The 21,269-nt window shown below is 56.5% G+C and carries 17 protein-coding genes; 9 read left to right on the top strand and 8 right to left on the bottom strand.

Going from position 1 to position 21,269, the window contains the following annotated elements; all coding sequences use genetic code 11:
* Nucleotides 1-140 precede the first annotated feature (140 nt).
* Nucleotides 141-2,240, bottom strand: coding sequence for a glycoside hydrolase family 3 N-terminal domain-containing protein (locus tag AC5S16_RS11635; protein WP_493930240.1), 2,100 nt, complete (start codon nucleotides 2,238-2,240; stop codon nucleotides 141-143).
* Nucleotides 2,241-2,668: 428 nt separating this feature from the next.
* On the opposite strand from AC5S16_RS11635, the gene AC5S16_RS11630 reads away from it, so the two are divergent.
* Together AC5S16_RS11630 and AC5S16_RS11625 are read left to right on the top strand one after the other, a co-directional pair.
* Nucleotides 2,669-4,057 carry a hypothetical protein gene (locus AC5S16_RS11630; RefSeq protein ID WP_493930239.1) on the top strand — a complete coding sequence of 463 codons (1,389 nt, stop codon included), beginning with the start codon at nucleotides 2,669-2,671 and terminating at the stop codon, nucleotides 4,055-4,057.
* Nucleotides 4,058-4,113: 56 nt separating this feature from the next.
* Nucleotides 4,114-4,893, top strand: coding sequence for a ferredoxin--NADP reductase (locus AC5S16_RS11625; RefSeq protein ID WP_493930238.1), 780 nt, complete (start codon nucleotides 4,114-4,116; stop codon nucleotides 4,891-4,893).
* Nucleotides 4,894-4,908: 15 nt separating this feature from the next.
* Here AC5S16_RS11625 and AC5S16_RS11620 read toward each other — a convergent pair whose 3' ends face one another.
* The gene (locus tag AC5S16_RS11620) at nucleotides 4,909-6,468 is read right to left on the bottom strand and encodes a YifB family Mg chelatase-like AAA ATPase (RefSeq protein ID WP_493930592.1); all 1,560 of its coding nucleotides are present in this window, start codon (nucleotides 6,466-6,468) and stop codon (nucleotides 4,909-4,911) included.
* Between the two features lie 150 nt (nucleotides 6,469-6,618).
* On the opposite strand from AC5S16_RS11620, the gene AC5S16_RS11615 reads away from it, so the two are divergent.
* A complete protein-coding gene (locus AC5S16_RS11615) occupies nucleotides 6,619-7,554 on the top strand; it encodes a HEAT repeat domain-containing protein (protein ID WP_493930237.1) in 936 nt (311 codons plus the stop codon).
* Between the two features lie 22 nt (nucleotides 7,555-7,576).
* Nucleotides 7,577-8,962 carry an L-serine ammonia-lyase gene (locus AC5S16_RS11610; RefSeq protein WP_493930236.1) on the top strand — a complete coding sequence of 462 codons (1,386 nt, stop codon included), beginning with the start codon at nucleotides 7,577-7,579 and terminating at the stop codon, nucleotides 8,960-8,962.
* Nucleotides 8,963-8,971: 9 nt separating this feature from the next.
* Here the strand turns inward: AC5S16_RS11610 and AC5S16_RS11605 are convergent, their stop codons facing one another.
* Nucleotides 8,972-9,733 (bottom strand): class I SAM-dependent methyltransferase, encoded by a 762-nt coding sequence (locus AC5S16_RS11605; protein WP_493930235.1) that lies wholly within the window; start codon nucleotides 9,731-9,733, stop codon nucleotides 8,972-8,974.
* Between the two features lie 81 nt (nucleotides 9,734-9,814).
* Nucleotides 9,815-10,999 carry an acetyl-CoA C-acetyltransferase gene (locus AC5S16_RS11600; protein WP_493930234.1) on the bottom strand — a complete coding sequence of 395 codons (1,185 nt, stop codon included), beginning with the start codon at nucleotides 10,997-10,999 and terminating at the stop codon, nucleotides 9,815-9,817.
* A 69-nt stretch (nucleotides 11,000-11,068) separates the two neighbouring features.
* On the opposite strand from AC5S16_RS11600, the gene AC5S16_RS11595 reads away from it, so the two are divergent.
* Both AC5S16_RS11595 and AC5S16_RS11590 read left to right on the top strand, forming a co-directional pair.
* Nucleotides 11,069-11,797, top strand: a complete 729-nt coding sequence (locus AC5S16_RS11595; protein ID WP_493930233.1) for a CPBP family glutamic-type intramembrane protease — start codon at nucleotides 11,069-11,071, stop codon at nucleotides 11,795-11,797.
* A 291-nt stretch (nucleotides 11,798-12,088) separates the two neighbouring features.
* Complete coding sequence (locus AC5S16_RS11590; protein WP_493930232.1) at nucleotides 12,089-12,820, top strand: 16S rRNA (uracil(1498)-N(3))-methyltransferase; 732 nt, start codon at nucleotides 12,089-12,091, stop codon at nucleotides 12,818-12,820.
* 79 nt (nucleotides 12,821-12,899) lie between these two features.
* Here the strand turns inward: AC5S16_RS11590 and dnaJ are convergent, their stop codons facing one another.
* The 4 genes from dnaJ to efp all read right to left on the bottom strand — a co-directional run bounded on the left by dnaJ (nucleotide 12,900) and on the right by efp (nucleotide 16,531).
* Nucleotides 12,900-14,036 carry a molecular chaperone DnaJ gene (dnaJ, locus tag AC5S16_RS11585; protein WP_493930231.1) on the bottom strand — a complete coding sequence of 379 codons (1,137 nt, stop codon included), beginning with the start codon at nucleotides 14,034-14,036 and terminating at the stop codon, nucleotides 12,900-12,902.
* Entirely contained in the window at nucleotides 14,033-14,599 is a 567-nt protein-coding gene (locus AC5S16_RS11580; protein ID WP_493930230.1) for a nucleotide exchange factor GrpE, read from the bottom strand. The genes dnaJ and AC5S16_RS11580 overlap by 4 nt, the downstream gene beginning before the upstream one ends.
* Nucleotides 14,600-14,661: 62 nt before the next feature.
* Nucleotides 14,662-15,723 carry a heat-inducible transcriptional repressor HrcA gene (gene hrcA / locus AC5S16_RS11575; protein ID WP_493930229.1) on the bottom strand — a complete coding sequence of 354 codons (1,062 nt, stop codon included), beginning with the start codon at nucleotides 15,721-15,723 and terminating at the stop codon, nucleotides 14,662-14,664.
* A gap of 247 nt (nucleotides 15,724-15,970) precedes the next feature.
* Nucleotides 15,971-16,531, bottom strand: a complete 561-nt coding sequence (efp, locus tag AC5S16_RS11570) for an elongation factor P (protein WP_493930228.1) — start codon at nucleotides 16,529-16,531, stop codon at nucleotides 15,971-15,973.
* Nucleotides 16,532-16,750: 219 nt separating this feature from the next.
* On the opposite strand from efp, the gene AC5S16_RS11565 reads away from it, so the two are divergent.
* The 3 genes from AC5S16_RS11565 to AC5S16_RS11555 form a co-directional block, all read left to right on the top strand.
* Complete coding sequence (locus tag AC5S16_RS11565) at nucleotides 16,751-17,692, top strand: carbohydrate kinase family protein (RefSeq protein WP_493930227.1); 942 nt, start codon at nucleotides 16,751-16,753, stop codon at nucleotides 17,690-17,692.
* Nucleotides 17,693-17,917: 225 nt separating this feature from the next.
* Nucleotides 17,918-19,837, top strand: a complete 1,920-nt coding sequence (gene mutL, locus AC5S16_RS11560) for a DNA mismatch repair endonuclease MutL (protein WP_493930226.1) — start codon at nucleotides 17,918-17,920, stop codon at nucleotides 19,835-19,837.
* Between the two features lie 33 nt (nucleotides 19,838-19,870).
* Nucleotides 19,871-21,269, top strand: a 1,399-nt coding sequence (locus AC5S16_RS11555) for a hypothetical protein (protein WP_493930225.1), incomplete at its 3' end; no start/stop codon positions are given.

The following is a 21,269-nucleotide window of genomic DNA, read 5'->3' as shown; positions in this document are numbered from 1 at the left end:
ACAACACTAGGAGGCGCTCAAGGGGTTTTGGCAAGGTTAGGAGGCCGGCTAACGGTTGGGAGCAGAGCCTCTAAATCTTTGATTCGATTCTTAACGGCCCTTGTAACAGTTTCGTATAAGTAAATAAGCCAGCGAAAATGCTACCGTCGCAGCATAAATTGCCCGCTCAGTGTAGCTTCAGACGAGCCACCTGCCCAGACAGTGTAGTTCCCCGGCTCGATCGCCCATTTCTTTTCCGCATTCCACACTGCGAGCTGCTCTTGCGGAATACGAAAAGTGATATTCTTTGTTTCCTGCGGCTTCAGGTGGATTCGCTGAAAGCCCTTCAGGGAGCGGAAAGGTGTCTCTACGCTGCTCACGTCTTCCCGCAGATAAAGCTGCGCCACCTCATCGCCTTCGCGTTCACCCGTATTCGTCACATCGACTGACACCTTCACATCGTCATGGCTTCCGCCTGGAGGCGCCTGCGCTGCCAGATGGTCATAACGAAAGGTGGTATAGCTCAACCCGAAGCCGAAACTGAAAAGCGGCTTTCCTTTATTGTCGACATACTTATACATGCGTGAGGGATCGCTATTGTAGAAGACTGGCAGCTGCCCTACATCTTCGGGAAAAGTAATAGTGAGGCGTCCGGCAGGATTATTGTCGCCGAAGAGCGTTTCGGCAATTGCCTTGCCTCCGAACTCGCCCGGATACCATGCCTCAAGAATCGCAGGCACATGTTCCTTCGCCCATCCAATCGTCAGCGGCCTGCCATTTTCGAGCACCAGCACTACGGGCTTACCTGTGGCGACAACTGCTTCCAGCAGTTGCTCCTGGTTGCCGGGAAGATCCAGATTCGAACGGTCAAAGCCCTCGCCCGAAATGCCCTGCCATTCTCCAAGACTTAGAATGATTACATTGGCTTCGTTTGCTTTGGCGGCTGCTGCGGCAATGTCCTTACCATCATCGAAGGTGACGCTTGCCCGAGGGACCATAGCCCGAATGCCATCCAGCATGCTGATGTGTTCGCCGTTCTCTTCCTTTTCATAGTCACCATAGCGGGCCACATTAGCATTGGGACCAATCAAAGCGATCCGCTGAACCGATTTCGACAATGGAAGCAGATGCCCTTCGTTCTTCAACAAGGTCATCGACTCCCGCGCTGATTCCAGTGAAAGCGCCAGATGCGCCGACGAGCGGTAGACCTGCCGATTGAGTTGTGGGTTTATATAAGGATGATCGAAGAGCCCCAGCTCAAACTTCACGCGCAGCACAGATCGCACGGCACGATCCAGGTCCGCCTGCAATAGCGACCCATCGTGCACGCAATCGATCAGAGCTTTTTGGAAAACATCGTGATCGAAGTCATAGAACTGCATATCAACACCCGAGCGAACCGCCATGCAGACAGCATCTCTGGGTGTGGCCGCAACATGATGAACCTTATATAAGCGCTGAATCGCTCCGAGATCGGAGAGTACAAAGCCTTGAAAGCCCCATTCGCTGCGAAGGATATCTTTCAACAGGAAAGGGTCAGCCGTCACTGGAATCCCATCGATTTCGTGATATGCCGCCATTGTGGCCATCGCATGGCCATCGCGAAAAGCAGGCTCAAACGATTTCAACATTACGGTGCGCAGTTCACGCTCGCCAATGTGAACCGGCGACGTGTTTGTGCCGCCTTCGGGTGAGCCGTGTCCGGCAAAGTGCTTGGGTTCTGCGATAACGGTATGGTCTGTATTCAGGCCCTCGCCCTGGACTCCGCGCACATAGGCAAGCCCCATTTGCCCGGTCAGATACGGATCCTCGCCGAAGTCCTCCTCCACGCGGCCCCATCGCGGTTCGCGCGCCAGGTCGAGAACCGGGCCAAGGATCATGTCGACACCAATAGAGCGTGCCTCTGCCGCAATGGCCGCTCCGGTTTCCTGCGCAATTTTCGGATTCCAGGTGGCGGCAAGATTGAGCGGCGTAGGAAAGACAGTCCCTGTGTTGAAGCCGTGCAGTCCCTCCTCAATAAACATTGCCGGAATACCCAGCCGGTTATGTTCGATCACCCATTTTTGAATCGCATTTGCCTGGTCTGGGGTGGGATAGAGATCGTGAATTCCGCCAACGCCGAGATTGCCCCACAACGTCTGTGCCTTCTCCGGGAGAAAGACCGCATCCGCTGTCGCATGCGTATCGTCGGTGTGCTTATCGACGATTTCTTTTGCGCCGGCATAAAGATCAAGCTGCCGTACCTTCTCTTCCAATGTCATGCGCCGCAGAAGATCATGGACGCGTTGCTCAACAGGAGCATTTGTCTGCCGGTATACGGCTTGCTGACCACTCTGTGCATAAGCCGCGCAGCAAAACCCTATAAGTAAAACAAGGCAATACTGTTTCGGCGTGCTTTTCTTCCTTCCGGCGCTCACCCGCATAGACACGCCGCTGTCTCCCCACTTTTGGATCTTCAGTTTTCACCCCGCATTTCAGATGGATGCTCAGATAAAACCTAATTAAGTTCAGCGCCAAACCGCAACGTTAGGAGCGTTTCTAACGTGAACAGATCATATTGATAAAAAGCGATTTACTCACAAATTGGTGCGTAACGGTAGATACATCTTTGAGAGGAAGCGGCTGACTGGCTGGAGAGCAGGTCACCCCATAAATTAGGTGTTAAAATTGCCTTTCTCCGAATGCCACTATGCCGCAGACTCATCAGAATGACGCCCGCACAATGCACCTGGCGAAAATTACGGAAACCGCGGAAGACATTGTCCTCATTCAGCAGCATGTGAAGGAAGTCACCGAAGGAGCAGCTTTCCGGGGTAGCCAGCGCAGTGGACAGTTCCTTAAATATGTTGTCGATCAGGCCATTGCCGGTCATTTTGAAGCTCTGAAAGAGCGTGTCATCGGAGTAGAACTTTTCGGGCGCGTTCCAACTTACGATACTGGTGATGATGCCATTGTCCGCGTCACGGCCAGCGACGTGCGAAAGCGCCTGCTCCAGCACTATGGACGGTACGGAGCAACTTCAGAGTTCCGCATCAGCCTTCCGCCAGGATCATATATCCCTGAAATTTCCCGCGATCTGCCGCGCAAGATCACTCTGGCGCACCATGCTCTTGGACCGGAAATAGTCGAAGCTGTTCCTGAAACACCGGCTGTCATTCCATCTCCTGTTGCCACTACGATAAAGACTTCTCAGCAGCACAAATCTCATCGGTGGATCGCAGCATGCCTGCTGGTGACTTTTTTGAATGCTGCGTTATGGTGCTTCTTCTGGTTTCGTTTCAGCCATAAGGCTAACCCTGCAGCTTCTATCCCTCCCTGGTCGATACTGTTGAATTCGCCACACCCCTTGCAGATCATAACCAGCGATCCAGATATCGCTGAGATTCAGGGTTATACTGGGCAGCCGATCACTGTTTCTGACTATGCCAACCATAACTACATCCCTGATCCCGGCAAATTAACACCGGAGATGAAAGAGTTATCCAGCATTCTGCTGCGCGGCAATAAAGCCGCTCTGGTTGATGCTCCCATTGCTGTGAGCATTGCCGGGCTGGCGCAAACGAGCGCCAAGAAAATTGATGTGCATCCGGCTCGCAGCGTACAGCTTGCGAACCTGCAGACGGATGATGACTTCGTTCTTCTGGGAAGCCCTCGATCCAATCCCTGGAGCGCTTTCTTCAGCGACCAGCTCAGTTTCCGTTTTGTTTATGACAAAGCTTCCGGGCAGGAGATCATTCGTAATCTCAATCCCGGCCCGAACGAGCAGGCTGAATATATTCCCACTGCTCTGGGATGGGCAACGGGACAGTCTTATGCCATCATCGCTTTGATCCGTAACCCCGATCAGAATGGCCAAGTGCTGCTGCTGGCAGGAGCTAATGCCGAAGGCACTGAGGCGGCGGGAAAACTCGTCACCGACTTGCCGCGCCTCTCTGCTGCACTGAAAACATGCGGAACTACTCCTTCCGGTCCACTTCAGCATTTTGAGCTACTGTTGCGGCTGAACATGATGGCCGGTTCTCCCACTAAGGTCGATATAGAGGGTTGTCACGCTTTGTCAGGCAGTTCTCTTCATTAAGAAGCTCTGATCTATACTGGGCGCAAGCAAAAAATTCTGAAGAAGCGAGTACCGACTTGGCCAGACAGCTTTTTACCGCGCGCCTTCAACAGAAACTCCTGCTCTCAGACCCGGCACAGTGTTTTCATCTTGAATTCACGATTGATGAGCTCGATCAGTTCGACTTTACGCCGGGGCAGTTTATCTCCTGCGTCGCAGTCGACAAGAATGGCAAGACGCAGACACGGGCTTACTCCATTGCATCGGCTCCGCGCACCAACGAGCTTGATCTTTGCGTTAATCGCGTTGAAGGCGGATTCTTCTCGAACCTGCTGTGCGATCTTGAGCCCGGACAGACCGTCCAGTTCCATGGCCCTCACGGACTGTTCACGTTGCGCCAGCCTCTGACCGACTCCATCTTTATCGCTACAGGAACAGGCATCGCACCAATGCGCGGCTTTATCGAGTGGCTCTTCCCGCAAAATAGCGAAGACCGCAGCCAGGGACGTCCTATCTGGCTTGTCTACGGCACGCGCTATCCGACAGAGATTTACTATCAGAAATATTTTGAGAAAATTGCCGCGGAGCGCCATAACTTCCACTACCTGTCCTCGTTGAGCCGCCCCAAGGAAGAGTGGGAAGGCTTGCGCGGCTATGTGCAGGAGCATGTCGGCAAGATTGTGCTGGAGCGCGCAAGCCAGAATCATTCCGGCACGGTTGTGACGGTGGCTGAGCCAGGCGGATTCGACATCCATGCCTATATCTGCGGATTGAACGACATGGTTTCAGCCAACCGCGACAAGCTCGTGGAACTAGGCTGGCAGAAAAAACAGGTGATCTTCGAGCGGTACGACTAAGCCCGAATTATCTACTCAGCTCCAGTAACTGCGGTCCAGCGTCCGGTACTGGATCGCCTCAGCGATATGCGGCACGGTAATGGATGCTGCGCCCTCAAGATCCGCAATTGTCCGGGCTACTTTTAGAATCCGGTCGTGGGCTCGCGCCGTCAGGCCTTGTTGCTGCATGGCGCGTTCGAGCAGGCGTTCCGCATCCGGCCCCAGCTCGCAGTGAGCGCGAATCTGCCGTGTGGTCATTTGCGCATTGGAGTAAATTTTTTCCTTGGCTTTGGAGAAACGCTCTCGTTGAATCTCGCGAGCCTTCAACACCCGTCCGCGGATTGCCGCCGAACTCTCGCTCGCTGCGCCTGCCCGCAGTTCACGATATTGCACTGCAGGGACTTCGATATGAATGTCGATGCGATCGAGCAGCGGCCCCGAGACTTTTGAAACATAGCGCTGGATCATCGGCGGCGTACAGGAGCACTCGCGCGACTTGTCATTGAAGTATCCGCAAGGGCAGGGATTCATCGCCGCAGCCAGCATGAACGCTGAAGGAAACGTCAACGACATCGAAGCGCGCGCAATCACTACCTGTCGGTCTTCGAGCGGCTGCCGCATCACTTCGAGAACATTGCGGGGAAATTCCGGAAGCTCATCCAGAAAAAGCACGCCGTTATGCGAAAGCGACACCTCGCCGGGACGCGGCACTGCTCCGCCTCCAATCAACCCAGCATCTGAAATCGTGTGATGCGGCGCGCGAAAAGGCCTTTGTGTCACCAGTCCGGCATCGGCATCCAGCACGCCAGCGACTGAGTGTATTTTCGTCGTCTCCAGCGCCTCTTCAAATGTCAGCGGAGCAAGGATCGAAGGCAACCGCTTCGCCAGCATCGTCTTGCCCGAGCCTGGAGGTCCGATCATGAGGATGTTATGCCCGCCCGCTGCCGAGACTTCGAGTGCACGCTTCGCCGTCTGCTGCCCGCGAACATCAGCGTAGTCCAGATGAAAATGCTGCACCTCGTCCAACATTTCTGCTGCCTGCATCCGGAATGGCTGTACATGAATGCCGCCATTGGCGGCGGCATTCAGCAGTTCGCGCGCCTGGTTCAGCGTCTCTATGGGATAGACGTCCACGCCCTCCACCACGGCCGCCTCGCGCGCGTTCGCCTTCGGAAGTATCAGATTGCGGATACCGCGACCGCGCGCTGCCACGGCAATGGGCAGAATTCCCGGTACCGCGCGCAGTGCGCCATCCAGACCCAGTTCGCCGATCAGAAGAAACTGCCCCAGGTCGCGAAGCTGCAACGCCCCATATGCGCCGAGAATGCCGATGGCCATGGGAAGATCGAAGCCCGAGCCTTCCTTCTTGATATCCGCGGGAGCAAGATTGATCGTGATGTGCGTCGAAGGCACATCGAAGCCGGAATTTTTGATCGCGGCACGCACGCGGTCGCGGCTTTCGCGCACCGCGGCGTCAGGTAAGCCTACTGTGTGAAAGTGGTCTTCATTCGTCTTGATTCCCGAATAGTCGACTTCAACGTCAATAATATTCGCGTCGATGCCATATACAGCGGCGCTTAAGGCCTTAAAAAGCATAATGTTTTGCGGATAGTTGGCTGGAGTATAGCATTCAGTCAGTCGAGTCATTCAGGCAAAGCTGCGCATCTTCATACTGATGGCCAAACTTTTGGCATGTTGCCAAAAGCGCTTCGACGCTGACACTATTCACCTCCCTGAAGGAGTTCCATGCACCTCGTCCAAAAATTGCTATGCCTCACCCTCAGCTCCTGCTTTGTTCTTTCTATATTTGCGCAGACAAACTCGCAGCAGAAACCACAAGATGCCGATGCCGGAATCGTCGGCGAAAACATTGAGGAAGCAGACCAGCCGGTTGCGAAACCAGCTTCTAAAGCCGATGCGGACACAGCATGGCAGATGATTGAAACGGGGCTCGGCGATCCGAAAGAGCAGACGCATATTGATGCTCTGAATGCCCTGGGTACGCTGGGAGGCAATAAACACGCGGAAACTCTGCTGCTCGATGCATTCAAGGACAAAAATGTTGACGTGCGCGTCGCTGCGATTGCTGCCTGCGGCGCCATGGGCGATCCCAACATGCTCCCGGCATTGCGTCAGGCACTGGATGACCCTGCGCCGGAAGCCGCCTTTGCCGCCGCTGTTTCGCTCTGGAAACTGCACGACCAGGCCGGCGTCAACGTCCTTTATGAGGTCCTGGCAGGAGAACGCAAGACACAAGGTTCTTTCCTCCAGACCGGGCAACGGCAAGCAAGCAAGGATCTCCATGATCCCACAACACTGGCTAAAATCGGAGCGCAACAGGGCGCATATGCTCTGCTTGGACCTTTTGGAATTGGCCTCGATGCCGCGCGGCTCATGACGAAATCGAACCACGCGAACTCTGCGCGCGTGCTCACAGCAACTTTGCTTTCCGAGGACCATTCGCAACAAACCAAGCAGGAGTTCATTGCCGCGCTCGGCGACAAAGACTATTTCGTCCGGGCAGCATCTGCGCGTGCGCTCGGCAGCTTCAGCGGTAAAGACGTAACGGATGCTTTAACTTCAGCCTGGGGCGATAGCAAACCTGCAGTTCGTTTCATGGCTGCGGCAGCATACATTCGCATCACTCAGACTCCTGTGAAGCGTCCTTCACGGCGGCGTTGACCAACAGCTAAAATAGACCTTTGTGAAGACAAGCCTGTTCGATCTTTTTAAAGTGGGTGTGGGTCCATCCAGCTCGCACACCATGGGCCCGATGCGCGCCGCCCGCCGCTTTGCTCTCTCGCTTAATGAATCCGGCATGTTGCACTCTGTATCTCGTGTACATGCTGAGCTGTTCGGCTCGCTCGCGCTTACAGGCATGGGCCACGGCACTGACCGCGCTGTGCTTCTGGGCCTTTCCGGTGAAGAGCCGTCGACCATTGATCCCGAAACCATTGAGCCGAAACTCCAGCGCATTCGCGAAAGTAATCGCATCTCGTTTGCCGGAGAGAAACTCATCCCCTTTCACGAAACATCCGACCTCATCTTTCACCGCGACCAGATGTATCCCGAAGGAGCACAGACGCAGCATCCGAATGGCATGCATTTCTCCGCTTTTTCGGCGGATGGTTCTGTGCTGGCAAGCGAAGTTTTCTTCTCGATTGGCGGCGGCTTCATCGTCTCTGATGCAGAAGGCGCAGGCAGTACCCCGGTCATGACTACTGCGCCGCTTCCCCATCCGTTTAAAAGCGCGGCAGAGCTGCTCGCAATGGCGGCGGAGAAGCGGCTCTCGATCTGTGACCTGATGCTGGAAAATGAATCGTTCATGCGTTCGCGCGAAGAAGTGCGCTTCGGCATTCTTCACATCTGGAGCGTGATGCAGAGCTGCATCGATCGGGGGATGACTACAGAGGGCATCCTTCCCGGAGGATTGAATGTCCGCCGTCGCGCTCCTCGCCTTGCTGCACGTCTGCGCGAAAAAGGTTCGGTCGATCCGCTGGCGCCGCTTGACTGGGTTACCGTCTACGCCATGGCCGTTAACGAAGAAAATGCTGCTGGATGCCGCGTCGTTACCGCTCCCACCAATGGCGCCGCGGGCGTGGTCCCCGCGGTAGCGCGCTATTATCGTGACTTCATTCCAGGCGCAGACGAAGAGGGCACCCTCCGCTACTTTCTCGCCTCCGCAGCCATCGGCATTCTCTATAAGGAAAACGCTTCGATCAGTGGAGCTGAAGTTGGATGCCAGGGCGAAGTTGGTGTGGCCTGCTCCATGGCCGCTGGCGGACTTATGGCCGCGATGAACGGCACCAATGGCCAGATTGAGCATGCGGCGGAAATCGCGATGGAGCACAATCTTGGGATGACCTGCGACCCTATCGGCGGTCTGGTGCAGATTCCCTGCATCGAGCGCAATGCAATGGGGGCGGTCAAGGCGGTCCATGCCTGCCGCATCGCGCTCAATGATGCAGAGCAGCACAAGGTTTCACTCGATCAGGTAATCAAGACGATGTATCTCACCGGGCTCGACATGCAGTCTCGGTATAAGGAAACTTCGCTGGCTGGATTGGCCCTGAATGTGATTGAGTGTTGAATGGGTAGTTCAGAGCCGTCCATAACAAACTACGGACTCGTACTCTATCCGAACATGCTCGTCTTTCTGTTGTTCGCGGAATAGTTTCGCAATCGCCGCGCGCATCGCCCCATGGCGAGGATGGTCGGGCTTTGGCATATAAGACGAAGAGATGATGCGCCCTTCCAATCCTTCCAGCGTCAACAGCTGCGCGTTCGCAAACGACGCCTCGCTCATGGCAGACGGAGCAAAGAACTCTTCAACCTTTTCAGGCGATAGATGCTTTCCCTGTACCGCAGCGTAGTCCGTGCCGAACTCACGCAGAATCTGTTCATATCCTTCGTGGAAGTCATCTCCACCAATGCGGCGGTGGTTATAGATCACTGCACACCATCCCTGCGGACGCAGAGTGCGAACGAACTCGGCACGCGTCCGTTCGAGATCAAACCAGTGCATCGCTTGTCCGACTGTGATCAGATCGGCGGAATGTGCGGGCAGGCCTGTTGCTTCCGCCGTGCCGGACACGCAGCGGAGCTTTGGAAATTGCTCCGTCAGAGTCGAGCAGGCCGCGCGCATCTCATCATTTGGCTCAACTGCAATCACTCTGTATCCGCGCGCAAGAAAGATTTCTGCCAGCAGTCCTGTTCCAGCGGCAACATCAGCAAGCGATGAACCTTCCGTCAAACCGCATTCCGACTGCAGCAAATCTACAATCGCTTCCGGATACCGCGGCCGGAACTGCCGGTAGCTTTCAACACGCCCGGTAAAACGCTCCGTCGTCTCTGTTGGCATTCCTCTGTGCTCTCCTTGCCATGAAAGGTTTCTTCTTTGCGAAAGCTTGGCGATCTTAGCGTCTTGGCGGTAGATTTTGCTTTATCGTTCCACCGCCAGGGCTACAGAATTTCCTCCGCCCAGGCAAAGAGCCGCTACTCCACGATGCACATCGCGCCGGATCATTTCATAGATCAATGTCACCAGGACGCGCGCACCGCTGGCGCCGATCGGATGCCCGATTGCCACCGCGCCGCCATTCACATTCACCTTCTCAAACGGAATGCCCAGCTCGCGAGTCACGGCAATGGCCTGCACAGCGAAGGCCTCATTCAATTCGAACAGATCTACGCTATCGGCGGTCCATCCGGCCTTTGCTAGTAGCTTCTGCACTCCCGTCACAGGCGCCATCATCACCCATTGCGGATCAACCCCGCTGGTAGCCTGCGCGCGAATGTGCGCCATCGGCTCGAGAGTCAGTTCTTTCGTCTTTGCCGCAGACATGACTACCAAGGCCGCCGCAGCGTCATTCACACCTGGAGCATTTCCGGCTGTCACAGTACCGTCCTTCTTGAAGGCGGGCTTTAATGCGCGCAATGCCTCGATGCTTGCATCTTCGCGGATTGATTCATCGCGCTCAAAAAGCGTTGCCGGCTGGCCTTTCTTCTTTGCCGGCACTTCGACTGGCACTACCTGCGAGCTGAAGCGACATTCCTTCCACGCAACTGCAGCCTTTCTATGGGACTGGAACGCGTACTCATCCTGCTCCTCGCGTGTGATCTTGTATTTTTCGGCGACGTTCTCCGCTGTCTGTCCCATGTGGTAGTTGTTGTAGGCATCCCACAACCCGTCATTCACCATGGAATCAACCGCTGTGGCATTGCCCATGCGGAAGCCGCCGCGCGCCTGCGGCAGCAGATACGGCGCATTCGTCATCGACTCCATGCCGCCCGCAACAACAATGTCAGAGTTGCCGGTCTGGATCGCCTGCGCCGCGAGAGCCACTGCCTTCAATCCCGATCCGCATACTTTATTAATTGTTAATGCGCCGACAGAAGAAGCCAGCCCGCCGCCCAACGCCGCCTGCCTCGCCGGATTCTGTCCGAGGCCGGCGGAAACAACATTGCCCATGATGCACTCGTCCACCTGCGCCGGATCGAGCTTCGCGCGCTTCACTGCTTCCCGCACGGCAATCGCACCCAGTTGTATTGCGGAAAAATCAGACAGCGTCCCCTGAAACTTCCCTACCGGGGTACGGACACCGGAAACAATCACTACGTCTTCCATTGCAAAACTCCTGTTCTGATTAGACGACAAACGAATGAAGATAGCAGCCGGAGGTGAAACAATCAAACCATGCCGGACGCAGCCACAACAGGAACCAGACAGCAGCGAGGCATCGCGCCATATTGGCATACAGCGCTTCTAATCATTACCGTGCTGGGCTTTTCTCTTGCCGGCAGTATCCGCACGGCGCACCATGCACCCAGCCAGCGCCGCGTTCTGCAATATCTCATCACCCTGGCATGGGAGTGGCTTCTCGCCGCATTCGTCTTCTGGGGCATTCGCATGCGCTGTGTTCCGCTGCGGCAACTGCTGGGCCAACGCCGCTCTGGGTGGCGCGACTGGAGAGACGACATTCTGCTCGCTACGGCATTCTGGATTGCAGCATCCATGGTGCTCGCTGCCATTGGAACAATATTGAAGCTTGGGCATTTATCCACGCCGGAGAAAACGCTGGTGCAACTTGCTCCGGCAAACGCTTTTGAATTTACGCTTTGGATTCTCCTCAGTATCTCTGCCGGTATTTGCGAAGAACTCACGTTTCGCGGATATCTGGTGCAGCAGTTTGCCGGCATCGGCAACCGTCTCTGGTTCGGCGTGCTCGCTTCATCGCTGCTCTTCGGGCTTGCTCATGGATATGAAGGAGCAAGCGGCATCATTGCTATTACAGTGTATGGCGCAATGTTTTGTGTGCTCGCCATTCGTCGACGCAGCCTGCGTCCAGGAATGATTGCTCATGCATGGCATGACATTTTTTCCGGCGCGGCATTGATGCTTCTTCGTCACTCTCACCTGCTCTGACCTCATGCACTTTCGTCATCCCTCGACTCGGAACGACACATGAATTGATTTCTCCATCATTTTTTTCTTGACACTCGTTTTCCAGAACTCTATACATTCGTTAACTGCGGCAAAAGTTATGCTGCAGTACTTGAATAGGGAGAATAGACACTATGGCAACCAAAAAGGCAGCCAAGAAGGCAACCAAGAAGGCAACCAAGAAAGCTGCGAAGAAGAAGTAACTTCGCAACAGGCAACACATAAGGGGGACGCCAAAAGCGTCCCCCTTAGTGTTTCTGCAACAATAACCAAATGACACGACGCCGCTGGATCGCCGATACATGGGATGAAGGCACTGCATCGCTCACCGGCGAGCAGGCCTCGCATCTCATCCGCGTGCTGCGCGCGCAAGCCGGCATGGAGTACGACATTGTTGCCGGCGACCGCGTCTGGCATGCAGTTGTGGCTGGAATCACCGGCGACGCTGTTCGCTTCAATCTGGTTGCGGAAGTCGAAGCCGATCCTGCGCTGCCCATCACGCTGCTGCTTTCCATCTTCAAGTTCGATCGCCTGGAATGGGCCATCGAGAAAGCGACGGAGCTTGGTATCGAACGAATCGTTCCCATCATCGCGCGACGGAGCGAGAAGCATCTGGTGCAGTCCGCGGAAAAACGTGTCGAGCGATGGAGACGTATTGCGCGTGAAGCAGCCCAGCAATCGCGCCGCTCCGATGTTCCCATGATCGACGGCGTCCTGCCGCTCAAGACTGCTGCCCGTCAGTCGAATGATGCAGTGCGTTTGTTACTGGCAGAGCAGGAACGCTCCACCACGCTGCGCCGCGCTGTCGAAGAAGCTCTACAGAATTCCGGTGATGAAATGCCGCCCATCCGCATGGCTGTCGGCCCGGAGGGTGGATGGACTGCGGAAGAAGAGGCGCTGTTTGATGCTGAAGGCTGGAAGCCGGTGAGTTTAGGCCCACGCATTCTGCGCGCGGAAACCGCGGCGATGACGGCAACGGCGGTGGTGGCAGCGTTGCTGGAGTGAAGACGAGGGAATTAGGGAAGTAGCGAATAGGGAGATAGAAAATAATGCAACTACTTCCCTGCTCCCTACTTCCCTGTCTTTAACTGAACATTTCCTTCACTTTGGAAAACAGACTGCGCGAAGTCGGCGTGTTTTCTACCGCAAGCGATTCAGAAAGCTGCCGTAGCAGTTCTTTCTGAACTTTCGAAAGCTTCTTTGGAGTCTGCACGACGATCTGCACGATCAGGTCACCGCGCCCGTGCTCATTGAGATACGGAACGCCCTTGCCGCGAATACGGAATTCTTTACCGCTCTGTGTTCCTTCAGGAATTTTGAGATTCGCATCGCCTTCAAACGTGGGGATCACAATCTCGTCACCCAGTGCCGCCTGCGGAAATGAAACCGGAACTACGCAGTGCAGATCATTGCCGTCGCGCTCAAAGAACGCATGCGGTTTGATTCCGAGCACGATATAGAGATCGCCTGAAGGTCCGCCGAAACGTCCGGCATCGCCTTCCCCTTGATAACGGATCCGCGTGCCTTCTTCGACGCCTGCCGGAATCATGACCTGGATTGTGCGCTGGCGTTCCACGCGTGCTTCGCCGCGGCAGGTGCGGCATGGATCGGAGATCACGCTGCCTGTCCCGCCGCAGGCAGTACAGGTACGCGCAATCGAGAAGAAGCCCTGCTGGAAGCGCACCTGTCCGCGCCCCTGGCATTGCTGGCAGATCGATGGCCCCTGTCCGCTGGCGGTTCCTGTGCCATGGCAGTCATTGCAGGACTCCATGCGGCGGACCGTTACCTGCACTTCCTTGCCGAAGACCGCGTCCTCAAATTCAATGATGTGATCAACACGAACATCGCGGCCTCGCTGTGCGCGCGAACCGCGCCGGGTGCCGCCGCCCATGTTGAACATCTCGCCGAAGAAATCGCCGAAGATGTCTCCAAGGTCCTGCATGCCGGCAAAGGGATCGCCGTTTGATGCACCCACTCCACTGACGCCAGCATGACCATAGCGATCATAGGCAGCTCGCTTCTGAGCATCGGTCAGAACCTGATAGGCCTCGCTGCATTCCTTGAACTTTTCTTCCGCTTCCTGGTTTCCCGGATTGCGGTCAGGGTGATACTGCATCGCAAGCTTGCGATAGGCCGCCTTCAACTCCTGATCGGAGGCGGTCCGCGCTACACCCAGAACTTCGTAATAATCGGCTTTGGTCACGTTTTCTGTACGGCTCATGCTTCTTTCTGCTGCGGATTGCTGACCACGCGGACCAGGGCGGGCCGCAGCAGCCGCTCCTTAATGCGGTATCCACGGCGGACTTCCTCAAACACCTGGTGATCCGGCAAATCCGGCCTTTCTACCATATCCAATGCTTCATGCACGCGCGGATCAAATTCTGCGCCTACTGCTTCCACTGGCTGCACGTTCAATGAGCGCAGCGCCTCTTCCATCTGCTTGACGATTAGCTCGACACCTGTGCGGAGTTGTTCAGCTGAACCTGTCGATTTCAGCGCCAGCTGGAAATTATCGAGCACCGGCAAAAACTGTTCCACCGCACCGGCCACGGCAAAGTCGCGGAACTCATTACGCTCCCGCGTCTCGCGCTTCCTGGCATTTTCAAACTCCGCCTGGAGGCGCGCCAACCGGTCCACCACCATATCGCGCTCTGCCTTCAGGCGGTCGTACTCTTCCTGTGGCACATTGGATGTCTCTATCGGCACAATCGGTTCAGCCTGCGCTTCATCCGACAGCTTCTGTTCGTCAGTAATTCCCTGCTCTTCCACCATTTTTCTGCTCATACCAAACCTTTTCCGGACGCAGCCGCGCCATCATTTAGGAACCGTTGCTGAATATTCAGATGCTATTGCGGGGGTTGGAAAATCCTGTCTGAAAGCTGTGCGATGTAGGAAACGGCATTCATCGTCTCCTGATACCGCATGCGCGTTGGCCCAATCACAGCCACTGCACCAAAACTGCTTCCTTCAATCCTTGCTGGCGCACCAATCAGCACCAGATCCTGCATTCCAGGAATCGTTTCTTCAAGGCCGATTACGACACGCACTGTCTGCTGCCGGGCATCGACATAGGCATTCAGCAGGTCTACCATCTGCTGCTTGGCTTCAAGCGCGCGCAGCATCTGCCGCAGCCGCTCACGGTCCATCTCGCTGACCAGCAGGTTAGCTACGCCTTCCACAAAAATCGTCTGCCCGCCGCCTTCCGCATCGAACGCGCCTTTGCGGTAAAGCTCGTTTATCGAGCGCGTCAAGCGATCATATTCGTTACGCTCCTGCTCCATGCGGCGCGCAAGCTCTCCGCGAATGCGCTCGATGGGCCAGCCATGAAAATTCTCATTCAGAAAGCGCGCCGAAACTTCAAGCTCTGCATGGCCCAGATCACGATCCAGAGTGAGCACGCGATCCATCACCAGTCCGGCCTTGGTGACGACTACAGCCAGAACGCGTCCCGCGGCCAGGCGGCTGAAGTGAATATGATCGAGAGCATGCACGTCGGAAGCCGACGCCAGCGCTACGCCTACGCCGCTGGAGACCAGCGCCAGCACATGCGAAGTGCGTTCCAGAAACTGCTGACTGCTGTTGATTCCAGCAAAGCTGTCGTCGATCTGCTCGCGGCGCTCCTGCGCCAGCGGAATCAACTGCGCGGGACCGTTCAACTGGCCCACATAGAAACGGAATGCTTTTGCTGTCGGAATGCGTCCCGCCGAAGTATGCGGCTGATCAAGAAGCCCTGCTTCACTAAGCGAAGCCATCACATTGCGGATCGTCGCCGAGCTCATGCCATCCTTATCGGCAAACTGGCGCGCAACAGCCTGCGAAGCCACCGGCTCTCCGGTAGCGATATAGGTCTCGACAATGGCCGTCAGCACCAGCCGCTCACGTGGGCTGATCCGCACTTCGGAAGACATGGTTCCACTGCACCATCCCTCGGGGATGGTCTCCTCCTTCATAATTTTAAAGCATTGTACCCGGAAACTATGAACAGTCCCGTTCAGACTGGCATAATTGGGAGCCGCAGGGCACGGCTAATCTCTGAGTTACGACCAGTTTAGGCAATCTTGTACGCGTAGGCGTCGTCCACGAACCGATCACCCCAAATCTGTCCTCCAAGTCTCATTCCGGTCACGCTGTGCGGTAATCTTGACCAGAAAGTCCTTATGCCCGCGAGAGATAAGCCCCTTCAGCTGTATCCACGCGGATCTTCTCGCCCTCATTAATGAAAGGAGGCACCTGCACTACCAGTCCGGTTTCTGTCTTGGCCGGCTTGGTCACTGATGAGGCAGTAGCTGACTTCAGCCCTGGCTCTGTCTCAACAATGGTGAGCTCAACTGTCTGCGGAAGCTCAATGCCTACCGGCACACCGTCAAAGAACGAGACGGTGATCTGCAGGTTGGGCGTCAGGTATTCCACTGCATCGCCCAGCGTGTCGTGCTTCAGGTGCGTCTGCTCGAAGTTCTCGGTGTTCATGAAGTAGTAATCGTCGCCATCGTTGTAGAGAAACTCCATCGGAATCTCATCCACCACCACGCGGTCGATTGCGTCAGCCGAACGGAAGCGGTGCTCAAACATTGCACCTGAGCGCAGGTTGCGCAGCTTGGCCTGGATAAAGGCGCGCAGGTTGCCCGGGGTGCGATGCTCTACCGAGAACACCGCATGCAATTCATTGTTGTGCTTGATGATCATGCCCGGACGCATTTGTGTGGCGGGAATCGCCATAAAAGAAAACTCCTTGCTCTTCTGGTTCTGGGATTTTACAGATGCAGGCGCGGTGGCCGTGCGGAAACTCTCCGAATACAGATTGTAGCTTTTTCTGTAAGTTGGAGCTACCCGCAGCCCGATCAGATACTCGGCACCGGGAAAGGAGAATCGCGCACCATGGCGTAGGTCATCAAGCAACGCAGGGTTATACCATTTACAGTATTGACAGTGACAAAAATGACGAAGGTCGACCTGGTAGGCGTGGGACTGAACGCCACTGACACGCTTATTCCCCTCTCGCACTATCCCGCGCCTGGAACGAAAGCTTCCTTCCGCTCCACCACGATTCTCCCCGGCGGACAAGTCGCCTCCACCGTCGTCGCCTGCCAGTACTGGGGCCTGCACACGCGCTATGTCGGCAAGCTCGGCGACGATGAAGCCGCGGCGCTCCACCGGAAAGAATTTGCGCATGCCGGAGTAGAGGCACAGATCATTACTGTGCCCGAAGCTGCGAGCCTGCAATCCCTGATTCTCCTGGACAGCAATGGCGAGCGCACCGTTCTCAACCGCCGCGACCAGCGCCTTGCGCTTGAGCCCGGCGACCTTAAACGCGAATGGATTGTCAATGCGCGCGCGCTCCACGTCGATGGGTACGACACAGCCGCTGCCACTCTCGCTGCACGGTGGGCGCGTGAAGCCGGAGTCCCTGTCATCGCCGATCTCGACGAACTCTATCCGGAAGTCGAAGAGCTCATCAAAAATATTGACTATCTCATCGTGAGCCGCGACTTCCCCACTCGCCTGACTGAAGAGAAAGACCTCGAAAAAGCCTTGCGTAAGATGCACAACCGATATGGCTGTCGCCTCACTGCCGCAACGCTCGGTGAAAACGGCGTACTCGCCTGGGACGGCGGGCAGTTCCACTACACCCCGGCTTACAACGTTCCGGTAGTCGACACTACAGGCGCAGGCGACATCTTCCACGCCGGATTCATCTATGCGCTTCTGCAAGGCTGGCCGCTCGACCGCCAGCTGGACTTCGCCTGCGCTGCGGCCGCACTGAACTGCACCGCCATTGGAGCGCGCGGCGGAATTGACTCCGTCAAAGCCATCGAAAACTTGATCGCGACAGGCACGCACCATTCCTCCGCCTATCAGCCACACGAATTGTCCTCCTGAGCGATTGATATTTCAGGCTGTCATTCGGAGCGAAGCGAAGAACTGTTTTTTGCCGGCTACTCCAAAAAGCTTTCATTGAACTCTAGGAACCGGTATAGCCACAACTATGGGTGCCTCATCCTTTTGGCGGCTGTTGCCGAAAAAATGAGAGCATGAACCCGTCCGCGTTTTACACACAACCCACAAATTCCCCACCCGCCACAACCTGCTAAGGTGAAATTTGAGATGGGCCGCATCCGCATCCTCTCTGACCAGGTTGCCAACCAGATCGCCGCAGGCGAAGTGGTCGACCGTCCCGCGTCCGTGGTCAAAGAGCTCCTGGAAAATGCACTCGACGCCGGAGCCACACGCATTCGTGTTGAAGTCGAAGCCGGCGGACGCAAGCTCATCCGCATCGCCGACAACGGACACGGCATGGGCCGCGATGATGCTCTTCTCGCCTTCGAGCGTCACGCTACATCGAAAATCCGATCGAGCGATGACCTGCTTTCGATTGCGACATTAGGATTTCGTGGCGAAGCTCTGCCGTCCATCGCCTCCATCTCGCGCCTGGAGATGGAAACGCGCACTACAGAAGAGCCATCCGGTACGCGCATTGAGATCGTCGGCGGCAAGGTTATGCGAGTTGAAGACACAGGCGTGCCACAGGGAACGACCTTCACCATCCGCGACCTCTTCTTCAACACTCCGGCGCGGCGCAAGTTCCTTAAGTCAGAGACAACCGAGCTTTCGCATGTAACCGCACTGGTGACACATTATGCGCTCGCCCATCCTGACAAGCATTTCGAGCTGCACTCTGCCACACACACTCTCTTGATTGCGCCGCCTGTGAGCAAACCCGAAGAGCGCATTTTCCAGATCTTCGGGAAGGAAACGCTCGATCAGCTTCTCTCGACTGCCGCCGAGCGTTCTTTTGACCGCGCTGGTGTGCCTGAGCCGCCGCCATGGAAGCGCGACGAAGATTACCAGCCACCGGATCCGGGACATCTGCGTCTCAGCGGCTTTATCTCGAAGCCCGAGCTGCAGAAGCTCAATCGCAATTCCATCTATATCTTTGTCAATCGCCGTCTTATCCGCGACAGACTCATCCTGCACGCTATCAGCGAGGCCTACCGCAACATCATTCCGCCGACCTCGTTTCCTGTGGTTCTGCTTTTCATGGAGATGCCAGCACACGAAGTCGACGTAAACGTGCATCCTGCGAAGACCGAGGTGCGCTTCCGCCAGCAATCTCTGGTGCATGACTTTGTGCGTGACAGCATCCGCAATACACTCGTTTACTCACGGCCCGCTGCCGGATTTCTTGCCGCTCTCAACTCCAATCCGCATGCCACGCCGTCACTGCTGCCCAGCATCACACCATTGCCCGGAGAGCCTGAGCCGGTGCAGTCTGACCCACCTCCAGGCACAGAAGAAGCAACAACCTTTACTCTCACGCCGCCCGAATTGCCTCCAGTGGAGGTCCATCTTCCTTTCGCAGAGCCAAACGGAGCTGCGCCTGTACCGCAGCACTCCTGCGAGACAGCGGTTGCTCCCGAGAATAACGAAGTTCCAAGTCTCAACTCACTTGCCTCGCTCAAACCCTTGGGTCAGCTGCGCGAGTCGTTCATTCTCGCCGTCAACGACGAAGGTCTCTGGATCGTCGATCAGCATGTTGCTCACGAGCGCGTTCTGTTTGAAAAGATTCTGCGTGAACGCGAGGTAGAGCGCGTGCAGCGTCAGCGGCTGCTGATGCCGTTTCTCATCGAGCTACAGCCGCATCAGATGGTTCTGTTTGCGCGCATTGCTGAAGAGCTGGAGCGCAACGGGTTTGAAGCTGAGCCCTTCGGTCCACGCACTGTCGCCGTGAAGGCTGCGCCTGCAGGGCTCGAAGGCAAGGAGCTGGAGCGCACGCTGATTGAAGTGCTGGAGCAATCCGAGCGCGAGTCGCAGTCGCAGAATCTTGAAACGCTGCGCACCCGCATCGCCGCCTCCATTGCCTGCCATTCGGCGATCAAGATCAACATGCCGCTCGATCCCCAGCGCATGGAGTGGCTGCTTGCCGAACTCGCCAAAACCGACCACCCCACCAGCTGTCCGCATGGCCGCCCTATCGTATTGCGGTATTCTTGGAAGGACATCCAGCGGGCGTTTCACCGAATTTAGGGCCTCAGACCCCGCTTCACCAAGAAGGATTCTTTGACAACAGAGCAGCTACAGGCAGCGCGCGCCGAAAAGTGGCGCCAGAAGGCAAACCCCGTCCTCACCCTTGAGGACGCAACAGCGTGGATTGAATCCACCGGCATCTGCCTCTTTCTTCCTCGCCGGGCACAGTTCCCAACGCCTGCGCCATCGTTTACCGAGGCTGCTTTGGGTGAGACCAATCCAACTCCGTCCCCGGCAGTCATTCACGACGCATTCTCGCTTGCTGTCCGGCTCTTTGGCTCCGGCGGAGCAGTCCCGCTCAACCTGCTTGGTGGGGTTTCTGAACAGCCCGACTTCCTCGTCTCGCCGGAAGCTCTGCCTTATGTCTTCTCTCTCCGTGGAGACCGCAACTGGAAGCGCGGCCCGGGTGGCAAGACTTCGCAGCTGGCCATTGACGTCTGGAAGCTGCTGGAGCGCGAAGGCGCGTTTACCGCAACCGAACTGCAGGAGAAGCTGGGGCGGGGCGTCAGCGAGGCTGCCGTGCACCGCGCTCTCACTGACCTGTGGAGCGCGCTCTATGTCATTCCCATTTACACAGAAGGCGAGGCCGCAACCTGGGCGCTCTTTGCAGAGCATCACCAGAAGACAGCGCATATCGGAAGCGGGATGGCGCAGGCTACTGCTCTTTCTGCTTTGATCTCGCTCTATCTCGATACGGTCATCGCTGCCACTGCGGAAGATGTTGAGACATTTCTTTCTCCGCTGGCTCCGCGGTCGCGAATCCGCGAAGTGGCGCGCGGCCTGGTGGCGATGCGCCAGCTGAGCACGCTTTCTCTTGGCTCGCAGTCCCTGCTCTTCATTACTGGAGGCCTGCCGGAATTTCCTGCAATCGAGCCTGCTCCTGAAGTTGTGGCAGAACCATTGCCGGCTCCGGCCGCAGAGGAGCGCCCGCAGCAACCGAGACAGCCGCGCAAGCCTTTTGCTCCGAGGCCTCCGCGCGAGGAACGCCGGAGCGAAGGCCGGCCTCGCCGTGAAACTGACCGTGGCGGATTCCGCCCGCCTCGCCGCCAGGGCGAAGAGCGCGAGTGGAAGCCGCGTCCGGAGCGCGGTGAATCGGGCATAGAGAGAAAGAAGCCGTTCGCAGCACGTGAGGACCGTCCGTTTCAGAAGAGGCGGCCATTCGGCGATCGAGACAACCAGCAGAAACGCTTCGGCGGGCCATCATTCCGGGGAAAACAGCGGCCCTTCGAGAAGAGAGAAGACCGACCGGAGCGCAGTGAATTTTCTCGACCCGAGCGTAGTGAGAGACGAACCGGTGACGACCGCGAGAGAAGACCCTTCTCCAGGCAGCAGGGTGGTGAATTCAGACCGAGATCCGGTCCGAAGAAATTCCCCTCAAGATCCGGCGAGGAGCGCAGAGAGTTTTCTCGACCCGAGCGCCGAGAAAGACGAA

The sequence above is a fragment of the Acidobacterium sp. FHG110202_01 genome (assembly GCF_059115305.1).
Note: the sequence above shows the minus strand (reverse complement) of the source record. Positions and strands in the feature narration are given on the sequence as shown.